11 protein-coding genes, 11 tRNA genes and 1 pseudogene are annotated in these 10,809 nt (G+C 40.4%); 6 read left to right on the plus strand and 17 right to left on the minus strand.

Features of this window, described 5'->3' with window-relative positions:
• Positions 1-2 precede the first annotated feature (2 nt).
• Complete coding sequence (locus ACFX4X_RS14135; protein WP_377384337.1) at positions 3-773, minus strand: ABC transporter ATP-binding protein; 771 nt, start codon at positions 771-773, stop codon at positions 3-5.
• A gap of 372 nt (positions 774-1,145) precedes the next feature.
• On the opposite strand from ACFX4X_RS14135, the gene ACFX4X_RS14140 reads away from it, so the two are divergent.
• Both ACFX4X_RS14140 and ACFX4X_RS14145 read left to right on the plus strand, forming a co-directional pair.
• On the plus strand, positions 1,146-2,135 hold the full coding sequence (locus ACFX4X_RS14140) for an aliphatic sulfonate ABC transporter substrate-binding protein (protein WP_377384324.1): 990 nt from the start codon (positions 1,146-1,148) through the stop codon (positions 2,133-2,135).
• A gap of 30 nt (positions 2,136-2,165) precedes the next feature.
• Positions 2,166-3,059, plus strand: a complete 894-nt coding sequence (locus ACFX4X_RS14145) for a TauD/TfdA dioxygenase family protein (protein WP_377384326.1) — start codon at positions 2,166-2,168, stop codon at positions 3,057-3,059.
• Between the two features lie 185 nt (positions 3,060-3,244).
• On the opposite strand, the gene ACFX4X_RS14150 is transcribed toward ACFX4X_RS14145, so the two are convergent.
• From ACFX4X_RS14150 to ACFX4X_RS14165, 4 genes are all read right to left on the minus strand, one after another.
• Complete coding sequence (locus ACFX4X_RS14150; protein WP_377384328.1) at positions 3,245-3,832, minus strand: DUF6241 domain-containing protein; 588 nt, start codon at positions 3,830-3,832, stop codon at positions 3,245-3,247.
• A gap of 412 nt (positions 3,833-4,244) precedes the next feature.
• A complete protein-coding gene (gene clpP / locus ACFX4X_RS14155; RefSeq protein WP_061461763.1) occupies positions 4,245-4,829 on the minus strand; it encodes an ATP-dependent Clp endopeptidase proteolytic subunit ClpP in 585 nt (194 codons plus the stop codon).
• Between the two features lie 30 nt (positions 4,830-4,859).
• Positions 4,860-5,567, minus strand: coding sequence for a sigma-70 family RNA polymerase sigma factor (locus ACFX4X_RS14160; protein WP_377384330.1), 708 nt, complete (start codon positions 5,565-5,567; stop codon positions 4,860-4,862).
• A 436-nt stretch (positions 5,568-6,003) separates the two neighbouring features.
• A complete protein-coding gene (locus tag ACFX4X_RS14165) occupies positions 6,004-6,264 on the minus strand; it encodes a hypothetical protein (RefSeq protein WP_089363497.1) in 261 nt (86 codons plus the stop codon).
• Positions 6,265-6,717: 453 nt separating this feature from the next.
• Here ACFX4X_RS14165 and ACFX4X_RS14170 point away from each other — a divergent pair, with 453 nt between their 5' ends.
• Both ACFX4X_RS14170 and ACFX4X_RS14175 read left to right on the plus strand, forming a co-directional pair.
• Complete coding sequence (locus tag ACFX4X_RS14170) at positions 6,718-7,230, plus strand: tyrosine-type recombinase/integrase (RefSeq protein ID WP_284472125.1); 513 nt, start codon at positions 6,718-6,720, stop codon at positions 7,228-7,230.
• On the plus strand, positions 7,221-7,415 hold the full coding sequence (locus tag ACFX4X_RS14175) for a hypothetical protein (RefSeq protein WP_377384332.1): 195 nt from the start codon (positions 7,221-7,223) through the stop codon (positions 7,413-7,415). The genes ACFX4X_RS14170 and ACFX4X_RS14175 overlap by 10 nt, the downstream gene beginning before the upstream one ends.
• A gap of 70 nt (positions 7,416-7,485) precedes the next feature.
• Here the strand turns inward: ACFX4X_RS14175 and ACFX4X_RS14180 are convergent.
• Positions 7,486-7,992: pseudogene (locus tag ACFX4X_RS14180) on the minus strand (glutaminase); the annotation flags it as partial.
• Between the two features lie 272 nt (positions 7,993-8,264).
• Here ACFX4X_RS14180 and ACFX4X_RS14185 point away from each other — a divergent pair.
• Positions 8,265-8,471, plus strand: coding sequence for a hypothetical protein (locus ACFX4X_RS14185; RefSeq protein WP_284471714.1), 207 nt, complete (start codon positions 8,265-8,267; stop codon positions 8,469-8,471).
• A gap of 412 nt (positions 8,472-8,883) precedes the next feature.
• Positions 8,884-9,174, plus strand: a complete 291-nt coding sequence (locus tag ACFX4X_RS14190) for a hypothetical protein (protein WP_061461756.1) — start codon at positions 8,884-8,886, stop codon at positions 9,172-9,174.
• Between the two features lie 499 nt (positions 9,175-9,673).
• On the opposite strand, the gene ACFX4X_RS14195 is transcribed toward ACFX4X_RS14190, so the two are convergent.
• The 11 genes from ACFX4X_RS14195 to ACFX4X_RS14245 all read right to left on the minus strand — a co-directional run bounded on the left by ACFX4X_RS14195 (position 9,674) and on the right by ACFX4X_RS14245 (position 10,634).
• Positions 9,674-9,754, minus strand: a tRNA-Leu gene (locus ACFX4X_RS14195).
• 8 nt (positions 9,755-9,762) lie between these two features.
• Positions 9,763-9,836 (minus strand) — tRNA-Cys (locus tag ACFX4X_RS14200).
• An 8-nt stretch (positions 9,837-9,844) separates the two neighbouring features.
• A tRNA-Gly gene (locus tag ACFX4X_RS14205) sits at positions 9,845-9,919 on the minus strand.
• A gap of 3 nt (positions 9,920-9,922) precedes the next feature.
• Positions 9,923-9,997, minus strand: a tRNA-Gln gene (locus ACFX4X_RS14210).
• 38 nt (positions 9,998-10,035) lie between these two features.
• Positions 10,036-10,111 (minus strand) — tRNA-His (locus ACFX4X_RS14215).
• A gap of 17 nt (positions 10,112-10,128) precedes the next feature.
• Positions 10,129-10,202: transfer RNA gene (locus tag ACFX4X_RS14220), tRNA-Trp, on the minus strand.
• A 6-nt stretch (positions 10,203-10,208) separates the two neighbouring features.
• Positions 10,209-10,292 (minus strand) — tRNA-Tyr (locus ACFX4X_RS14225).
• Between the two features lie 16 nt (positions 10,293-10,308).
• Positions 10,309-10,384: transfer RNA gene (locus tag ACFX4X_RS14230), tRNA-Thr, on the minus strand.
• Between the two features lie 7 nt (positions 10,385-10,391).
• Positions 10,392-10,467, minus strand: a tRNA-Phe gene (locus tag ACFX4X_RS14235).
• A 12-nt stretch (positions 10,468-10,479) separates the two neighbouring features.
• Positions 10,480-10,555, minus strand: a tRNA-Asp gene (locus tag ACFX4X_RS14240).
• A 5-nt stretch (positions 10,556-10,560) separates the two neighbouring features.
• Positions 10,561-10,634: transfer RNA gene (locus ACFX4X_RS14245), tRNA-Met, on the minus strand.
• Between the last annotated feature and the right edge of the window lie 175 nt (positions 10,635-10,809).

The following is a 10,809-nucleotide window of genomic DNA, read 5'->3' on the forward strand; positions in this document are numbered from 1 at the left end:
AATTAAATGCTCCAATCTTCCCTTTCTTCAGGATGATGATCAAGTTGGGTTAAAATGACGGTCCTGAATTCCTGAAACGCTTTGCTTGTTCGTTTTCTTGGATATGGTAAATCAATTGGAACGATAGCTTTAATCCGTCCAGGCTTTGCCTCCATGACTACCACTTTGCTCGATAAAAAGATGGATTCATCAATATCATGGGTGACAAGCACCATCGTTGTCATATTCTTCTCCCATATTTCTAGCAAAGCCTCTTGAAGATGCGTTCGCGTGAAAGCATCCAATGCACCGAATGGCTCATCCAGCAATAAAACTTCAGGATTACGTAATAAGGCCCTCGCAATGGCAACACGCTGCGACATTCCACCGGATAATTGGCGTGGATATCCCTTTTCAAATCCTTTTAGCTTAACAAGTGAAATTAAATCATCCACCCTTTTTCTAATGTCCGGTTTTTTTAATGGAAGGTTACCTGCAATATTTTTCTCAACGTTTAGCCATGGAAATAAGCGGTGCTCCTGAAAAATGAAACCACGGTCTTTAGAAGGGGCGCTAACCGCATGATCACCTGCAATGATCTCGCCGTCAAAGTCTGAATCAAGTCCTGCGATCAGCTTTAATAATGTGCTTTTCCCGCATCCACTCGGACCAATGATGGTGACGAACTCACCATTTTTGACGCTCAGATTTAAATTATCCAAAACATGGACACTTTCATTATCATTCTTAAATGTTTTGCTTACATGATTAATTTCTAACGTCGCTACCAATATCCTCACCCTTTCTCAAATAAAAAAAATAGAGATCCAGCAATAAGGCACATATTGTCCCTTTGCTGAATCTCTAGTTAACTAGTCGATTCAATATTTCATTTTATATTAACTTATCGATTATTTATAATCAACAAATAATACCAATTTATTTTATCGGATTAATCAAAAAATAATTGACAGATTATTCTAACAGCTGTTAAGATGCATTCATACACAAATCCGCATCACAAAAAACCAATTAAAGGTCATGTGAATCAACTGGACTACCGGAGATTCAATGAAGAGTACCCCGACATACTCTTCGTTGAATCTCTTTTTTTTATTAATCTGACTATCCAGATGTGGTAAGTGTAATAAAAAAGGAGGGAATTCATGAAGGAATATCGTAACAAGTTAACTGCAGTATTACTTGCCATCATTAGCATTGCTGTATTGGCAGGTTGTAATTCCGATGCCGGCAAAGCTTCGGGGAAAAGCGATCCACTTAAAGTTCATATTGCCTTAAATGGCAAGATGGGGCCATTGGTCATTGCAAAGGAAAAGGGATTATTCGACGAAGAGTTTTCTAAACTGGATGCCCAAATCGTGTGGAGTGAATTCCCGAGTGGCCCCCCGCTTTTGGAATCCCTCGCTTCCAATCGGGTCGACCTATCTTTTTTAGGGGATGGTGCACTGATTGCCGGAATTGATAAGAATCTGCCATTTGAAGTGATTGCACAAACAGGTCGAGGTGAGTCATCTGTCCGGATCCTGGCTCAGCCAGAAGGTGACATAAAGCAAATTGAAGACTTAAAGGGAAAAACGGTCGGTGTTGCCTCCGGGACAACAGGTCATGTTTATTTAATCAAGGCATTGAAAGCACATGGTTTAACGACTGATGATATTAAACTCATCAATTTACAACCGGATGATGCTCAATCCGCTTTTGAAACCAAACAATTGGACGCCTGGGCGATATGGAACCCTTATTACCTTAATAATATTGAAAAAGGGAATGCAGTCGCACTTAATGTAAAGGGAAAAATATTGGCTCCCGGTGCAATCATTGCACGTAACGGATTTGCAAAAGCACATCCAGAAATTGTAGAGGCCTATTTAAAGGTTTATAAAAAAGCTGCCGATTGGCAAATTGAAAATCCAGATGAAGCATCTGAAATTTATTCCAAAGAAACTAAATTGCCTGTGAGCACAGTCAGGACAATAATAACGGCCGAAGAACCAAATATCTTCTTTACCGAAGATGCCATCAAAGCACAACAAGAATCAATCAATACTTTAGCTGGTGTGGGTTATATCAAGAAATCATTTAATTTTAAAAACCAGATCCACAATGAATACATTGATGAAGCCTTTAAAAAATAAAAAAACATACCTTACAGGAGGAGATTGATTATGACGGAAACTAAAACACAACAATTAAAAGTGGTACCCGTAACAGGAAGAATTGGAGCGGAAATTCAAGGTGTCCAATTAAGCGGAGCCTTGGATTTAGCTATTTTAAGTGAAATCAAACAAGCGTTAAACGATCATAAAGTCGTATTCTTCAAAGGTCAAAACCATTTGGACGATGCCACCCAAGAAGCATTTGCAAAACTATTGGGTGAACCTTATGCACATCCTACAGTACCGGTCAAAGACAATACTAACTATATCTTCGAACTTGATTCCGAACGAGGTGCTAAAGCAAACCATTGGCATACTGATGTCACTTTTGTACCAGAAGTTCCTAAATACTCTGTTTTAAGAGGTGTAACCATCCCTGATGTTGGCGGGGATACAGTTTGGGCAAATACCAATAAAGCATATGAGGACCTGCCGGATGGATTGAAGAAATTAGCGGATGGACTATGGGCGATCCATACAAATGAATATGATTATGCACAATTCAAACCAGCCGAAAACATTGATGATGAGGTTAAAAAGAAATATCGTGATATATTCGAATCGACCATTTATAAAACAAGGCACCCAGTCGTTCATGTGCACGCAGAAACCGGAAAAAGGCATTTGTTATTAGGTGGCTTTGCTGGAAGAGTGGAAGGATATACAACAAGTGAATCTGAAAGATTATTAAGTATCTTCGATTCATACGTCACTCGCTTAGAAAATACCGTGCGTTGGCAATGGAGTGAAGGGGACGTGGTCATTTGGGATAACCTAGCCACGCAGCATTACGCTATTGCCGATTACGGGGATCAGCACCGCGTCGTTCGCAGGGTCACAGTAGGTAAAGACGTACCCGTAAACAAGGAGAACGAGTCAAGCAAACTTGTTATTAAGAAATAAAACTCCTGTATGGAGTGAAAAATTCCATTGCTTGACTTCCCCATAAGCGAATGACTGAGTTGAATGGTAAACACTCAAACCTCCTGAGGAACTGGCCTTATTGCAGGAGGTTTAAGTGTTTTCTTTATTGAACAGGTCTTATCAACTCGCCCTCTGATATATTCAATACTTCCCTGCAAATGGCCTCACTTAAAATTCACTTCAATGAATTCAATCTCTTCTGCCGCACTTAATGTGCCATGGGCTTTTCCAACGGTGCCTTCTTTGGCTTTCCAAAAGAAGTTATGGTCCTGAACGATCGTGCTAAAATTAAAGTCCCCCCACCTGGCAGCAATGCCGAGCAATCTATCTCTATACTGAAAATCACTTAAATCCACTATTTTATAAACCTCTTCTATAATCTTAGGGGACATTGGTATAGCTCCCCATTTATCTTGCGATCGAACTTTTTGATGAGTCATTTTATGCATGACGTCCATGACTTCCGTTTCGGTTGAGTCTTCATCAAGTCCTGTTTCAAATTCAATCCCAGCATATATCGCTGTTTTCGCTTCAAGTTCCGCCGCTTTAGCTTTCGCTTCCCTTTGGGCTGTGATTTTAACATCCTCTCTTTCTCTTTCAATTTGTTCTTTGGTTTCCCTGGCTTCGATCTCCAGTTGTGCTTTTTCGTAATGATTGGAGTTTTCCATGATTTTAAAGGAAGCAATCCCCAACCCGAATAATGCCACAACAAAGATTCCACTAATAAGTAAAACCTTTTGCGTTTTCTTCATTGAAACTTCCTCAAGATATTGATAATGTTAGATAATATTTATTTTAACATATTAAATGGATGGACTATCCAGAAAAGGAAGACATCCAAAATCCTTTTCTCAGCCCTTTTCAAAAAGAATTTCAGTAGTTTCAGATTTCAATAGTCACCCTTGGCACCCTTCTATTTTTTCACACATATGGAATGGTGGTCATATCTCTTCTTCCTCCTAACAATAATATTGGCTATGCGGCCATTGAGATGAAGCTAAATTAGTGGATCCAAAAAGTATTGGAACGAGGTATGGGGATTTGTAAATAAATATATGGAGTAATATCGAAGGTAAAAAAGAAGCTGCCGATATAGATATCGACAGTTTCTTTTCGTTTTCATCCAGCTTATTTTTGAGTTTACTGATGGCGTTTTTATCAGGATTACTTATCCTGAACGATTATTTCATCGATTATACCGTAATCCTTCGCCTCTATTGCGCTTAAGAAGTAATCACGATCTGTGTCCTTCGCCACCTTTTCGATAGGCTGCCCAGTCCTTTCCGAGATGATTTGATTGATATGATCCTTTAGTTTCAAAATCCTTCGGGCAGAAATTTCAATTTCCGTGGCTTGCCCCCTCGCCCCACCAAGCGGTTGATGAAGCATGATTTCACTATTTGGCAAAGCGCACCTTTTCCCTTTCGTACCCGCCAATAAAAGCATGGCACCGAATGATGCAGCCATCCCCGTACATACAGTCCGGATATCAGGCTTAATATATTGCATCGTATCATAAATGGCGAAACCGGCACTGGTCGATCCCCCTGGACTGTTTATGAAGATGGTAATTTCCTTCTCAGGTGCATCTGCTGCCAAGAATAACAATTGGGCAACCACACTATTGGCTAAATGATCGGTGATTTCTTCCCCAATCATGATGATACGGTCTTTTAGAAGTCTGGAATAAATATCATACGAGCGCTCACCCTTGCCTGATTGCTCAATTACATATGGAATGGTGGTCATATCTCTTCTTCCTCCTAACAATAATATTGGCTATGCGGCCATTGAGAGTGTGTTTGAAGGAGTGAAGCTTGATTTGGAAAGAATCGAACGATTCATCAGTTTAGGAATCATCGATTCACTGTTCAGGGATTTGAAAGATGGAATGCTTCTAATGAGGATATCAGGATTCTGGGCTTTTAAAGCCTGTGTCATCAGGGACATGAGCCGCTGTTCCTCCTCATCCTGCCAATCTTCCACACAAGACAACTTGCGCTCTTCAACGTCATCGTCAAAACGCTTTTTCACACGGTTCAAGATTGCCTTTACAGCCGTTTCCGTGGTGTTCAAATAATCTGAGATTTCTTTTGACCGATAGAGGAATCCTTCCTTTAACAGGAACACAACGGCTTGTTTCGGGGTAAGTGACTTTATTATATATTCAACCGTTTCAAAGGCATTTTCCCCAACTGATCCCTGTTGTTCGGTATCCAACAGTTCGTCTAATGATTCTTTTTTCCTTTTTCGTATCGTATCAATCCAGGAATGGCGGGCTATCGTCTTCAATAAAGCCGTTGTTATCTCGGTTTTCTTTCCATAGCCCTGCATTGCCTTCAATACCGTTTCCTGTGCCAAATCATCCCCATCCCAATTATTTTGGGTCAGGAATCGGCAAAACCGAAGCAATTCAGGATAGACTTCACGCAAAATCGCATCGTTATCCTTTTCTTCAGAAATATCTTCCCTTAACTTATTTATCATTTTTCTCACTCCTTCAACACCCTCTACCCTATAAACGTTTCAGAAAGAGAAAAAGATATGGGGGTGGAAAATTTTCCTTCATTCTTCATTATATTCTATTCCATTTTTTCCATTGGATTTCCTTTCATACTAAAAACCTGTTTGATTAAGATCCAAACAGGTTAGTTTCAATGTTCTATATGCAACAAATAGGCCTCCCCCGCTTGTACCCGTTCGTCACCAATCATTTCAGCAAAGACTTATTTTCCAAAACACTTCAAATTCCCCGTTAATTCCGCTCCGTTCCATTAAGCCAACCAGCCAAATCTTTGGATGTCCCCCCGCTCACGATAATATTCAGTCAATATGTCCTTATCTTTGCGCTAAACCCCGACGTCCCGGATATCCTTGTTGTCCTGAATTTCAAATTTACGGGTGATCCATAGGAACTCTGATGCTATTCCAAGTGTTCAATGCATTCAACCGTATATTCGCTAGGTTCCATAACGTTTTCTTCAATACCAAACCAACTGGAGGCGCGACTCTCATTAGCGCTATCTTTACAATAGTTCACCAAAGAACCTGCTGGCATTTCTTCTTGATCGCTCATCTCTTCAAAATTAACTGATTGCTCGTTATGACTCCCGCTGTCTGTCTTTTCATTCTCCAAGTCTGCGAACATGAACATACAGTAAAAAACCGCAACCATAATTGCCATAGTAAACAACCTTGACATTAAAGGCAGTAACTTTTTCAATATAACTAAACCTCTCTTCATGGTGGTTTCCCAACCCTGCTGTTAAAGCATAATAAATTCAGAATGAATGAATGAATGAATGAATTCATCTATTAAATATCCATCAAAACATCAGTTTAGAAAAATATTCCTATAGACTCATTATATCAAGTTCCAGAAGTTTTTAATGCCATTATTCAACCTTAATACGAATAAACAACTAAAATACTTCGAACCCTTAAAAGTGGACAGTCCAAAAAATATCAGTATACACCTCACATTGACTTCCATCCTTTTCAAGTGTTACTCTTAAATTAATAAAAAGTATACATTCAAAACACTGATTCCATTAGCGCGAAATAAGGGTGATCTCATTTGCCAAAAGAACATTTAATTGACGTTCAACCTATCAGATCATTGGAAAAATTAAATGATATGAAATGGTCACTGAAGAGACATTGCAGCGAGAGAGACTACATATTGTTCTTGTTAGGCATCAATACAGGCTTGCGTGTGTCTGATTTATTATCGCTGAAGATAAAGGACATTAAAGGTAAGATGGAGGTCATCATCAAGGAAGGCAAAACAAAAAAGCCAAGAATAATACAACTTAATAATGTATGTAATGAATTGGCAGCCTATATAGCCACCATCGATGGTGAATGGCTATTCCCCTCACGCAAGGGCGATAAGCCAATTAGCAAGATACAAGCCTACAGACAGCTTAATAAAGCAGCGGACATGGTGGACATCGAGGGCGTTGGTACCCATACCATGAGGAAAACGTATGGGTACTGGCACTATAAACGAAGTAAGGACCTTGCTGAGTTACAAATGATCCTTAATCATTCACATCCTAAAATTACACTTAAGTACATTGGGATTGCTGATGAAGGAACAGAGGACAGCTTTAATGATATTATGGGAGGACGGAAGAAATGTCACTGACTGAATACAATTCAAAATATGAATATATCATTCGAAGCAATATTTCCGATAGGCAAAAGGCATTGAAATTAGCTGATTTAATGACCGATATGGAAGGCCACCTAAGAAATGACATCGGGGAACATCGGAATAAAGAGGTACATGCATTATATAAAAAAGTATCTCTCCTATCCAACTTGTTATGATCACCTTAAGACCCTTGCCATATGTGCAGAGGTCCTTTTTTTGCCGTGAAAGTGAGTGATTTGTTTCTCAGGTAACCATGAATGTCTTGCAAATTCGGGCAATGTCCCCGGGGATGATTTGCTTTCCCGTCAACAAATCTTTCCCATTCATGGCCAGCACACAGCCTATCCTCGCCAAATCCTGACTGTCCATTTCATTGGCACACTGCTTCGAGTACAATTCGATTAAGTCCTCCACATTCTCAATAGTGGGATTTTGCATCAATTCTCGGATAAAATCTAAAATAAGCCTGAATCGTTCATTCACACTGTCACCTGCAATCATGTGGGTCACAGTCAATGCTCCTGCATTGATCATCGGGTTTAACGGCTTGGATGGCTTGTTTGTCTCTAACTTGGTAATCGAATTAAAATGGTCACCAGTAGGTTCTTTGCCTGCATAGGAAAACACATATTCCTCCCCTTTTTCCATTAATACAAGAGCAAGTGTCAAAACTTTCGATATGCTCTGCAGGGTCATTTTCCCACTTACATCCCCCGCACAATATCCTTTTCCGTCAGGATAGTATAACATCACAATAACACACTCCTACGCAGAACATGATTCTGAATTACTTTGGTCGTATTAAAGATAAAGATAAATAACAACATATACGGGCAACCGTCAATCAGTAAGACAGCTAAGCTAACGCCATGTAAAAAAATCAGGAGCAACTTCACTGTTCTTTAAAGAAGATTTAATTGAAAAAAGAAGGAATTAGACATGCTCAGACGGAAATATAGACCATACGAATATTATCGCATAAGCTTTCATATGTATTTCACACTTGATGGAAAGTAGGAAAAGCCATGGGAAAATCGAAGAGTTTACAAGAAATCTATAACGCCAACCGTCCAGAAAATAATGAACTTTTCCGAGCGATACAACAGCATCTACAAATGAAGCATCCAGACAAACGAATGACAGCTACGAGAACATTGCAAGTAATTGTGGCTGATAGTGTTTCATACGGAGAGCTGCGTAATGTGGAAGCACGCCTTCTTCACAGTCAATAAGGATCTGTTGTTTCATAAGCCCTTTGAAAATTTCAAACACAGAAAGGATCTCAACAATGAAAGAATTTTCTAAAAAAACTCTAAAACATTCGGCTTAATCGTGCCGCTTGTGACACTGGCTTTTTTTAAAATCAGCTATTTACTGAATGCTCTACCAGACCTAGCAATCTAGCTTAAATCAACATGTCACATGTAAGTTGGTTCGTTTCGTAAACTCAGCAACATTCATTCTTTCGCTTACTACGGTTCGGTGCAATGATTTTTGCCTTTGGAAAAGTCGCCTGTTTTATACAGATCTATTTTCATCTGGTGAGCAAAAATGCTTAACAGCTAAAGATTGACAATACTTTTATGGTGACTCATACTTGAAGTATCTTAATGACAGAATATTGAGAATGATGGAGGGGTAATTATGAATAAAATTTTCGTTCCTAACGCAATCGCCACTTTAACAAGACTTTTCTACAGTTCAACTACACAGAATGAGTATTTAGCGATGCGAACCGCTCAATTCTACATTGAAGACCTGAAGTTACTACAAGACGTGGAAGCTGTTGCCCTGGCAATTGAAAATCAAAATGCTTTCGCTTTAATGTCTAAATTTAAATTATTTGATTATAAGGCTGCTGAAGAAATTGAAATTGCACTATCCTCTGCTGGCTATACGGAAGCAGAACTAAATGTTATGAATATTGAAATCTGAAATCATTGGCCAATCATTACTTTCGGAACGAATGGTAGAGTTAGCGCTCCTTGACCCATTCGTTTTTATTTTTACCGTAACACAGAAAACGCTCCCTAAACTATCGCTGTTAAAATAAATTATGAATGAATACTCTGACGTGTGATGCCTAAGCGTATGAAATGAAATCCTAACGCCCTTAATCTCAGATAATAGACCGTAATGTTTTATTGGTTTTGTATGATCCTTTGTTTTAATTCTCCTTCATCTTGATTGATGAATAACTTGTCAATGATGGGCAGCACTTTTTAAAATAAGTTTTTGTCTGACGAATCAGCACGGAATTATCTTTCGCACCAGTTACTTCTATCCCTGCTTGATAATAAATTTTCCCCTTATACTCATTGCATACTACCCTCGCACATTATTTGTACATTTTTTGTAGTGGGTGAAAACACAAAAAAGCTTCACACAATTAAGTGTGAAGCTTGATGTAATAGCGTTTATTCGCTATTGGTGATACCGGTGGCCGGGGTCGAACCGGCACTCCAGAGGAACACGATTTTGAGTCGTGCGCGTCTGCCAATTCCGCCACACCGGCATGTATGTTGGAGGCGGCAACCGGAATCGAACCGGTGGTAAAGGTTTTGCAGACCTCTGCCTTACCGCTTGGCTATGCCGCCAACGTTTTTGGAGCGAAAGACGGGATTCGAACCCGCGACCCCAACCTTGGCAAGGTTGTATTCTACCACTGAACTACTTTCGCATATGGCTGGGCTAGAAGGGATCGAACCTTCGCATGACGGAATCAAAATCCGTTGCCTTACCGCTTGGCTATAGCCCATTAACGTTGTATTCATTATACCATGATTTGTTAAAAAATGGGGCGACTGATGGGAATCGAACCCACGAATGCCTGAACCACAATCAGGTGCGTTAACCACTTCGCCACAACCGCCATTATAAGATTTAAATTGGCAGGGGTAGTAGGACTCGAACCCACACTGGAGGTTTTGGAGACCTCTGTTCTACCTTTAAACTATACCCCTGTAAGATGGTGGAGGGGGGCAGATTCGAACTGCCGAACCCTAAGGAGCGGATTTACAGTCCGCCGCGTTTAGCCACTTCGCTACCCCTCCGCATATGGATGAAACATGGTGCCGGCAAGAGGACTTGAACCCCCAACCTACTGATTACAAGTCAGTTGCTCTACCAGTTGAGCTACACCGGCACTACTATGGTGGCTCAGGACGGAATCGAACCGCCGACACAAGGATTTTCAGTCCTTTGCTCTACCGACTGAGCTACTGAGCCAAGCAATAAAAATGGCGGTCCCGACGGGAATCGAACCCGCGATCTCCTGCGTGACAGGCAGGCATGTTAACCGCTACACCACGGGACCATAGATTGCGGGGACAGGATTTGAACCTGCGACCTTCGGGTTATGAGCCCGACGAGCTACCGGACTGCTCCACCCCGCGACGTTAATAATGTTGCTATTATGCATCAGGTTTTCGTGTTGAGTGTTTCAATGGGATGAATAATCAATCCATTATGTAGAAACAACCTGATTTTATTGAAAATGGTGGAGGATGACGGGATCGAACCGCCGACCCTCTGCTTGTAAGGCAGATGCTCTCCCAGCTGAGCTAATCC

It is taken from the genome of Peribacillus sp. YIM B13481 (assembly GCF_042787985.1).
Taxonomy (GTDB): Bacteria; Bacillota; Bacilli; order Bacillales; family DSM-1321; genus Peribacillus; species Peribacillus simplex_A.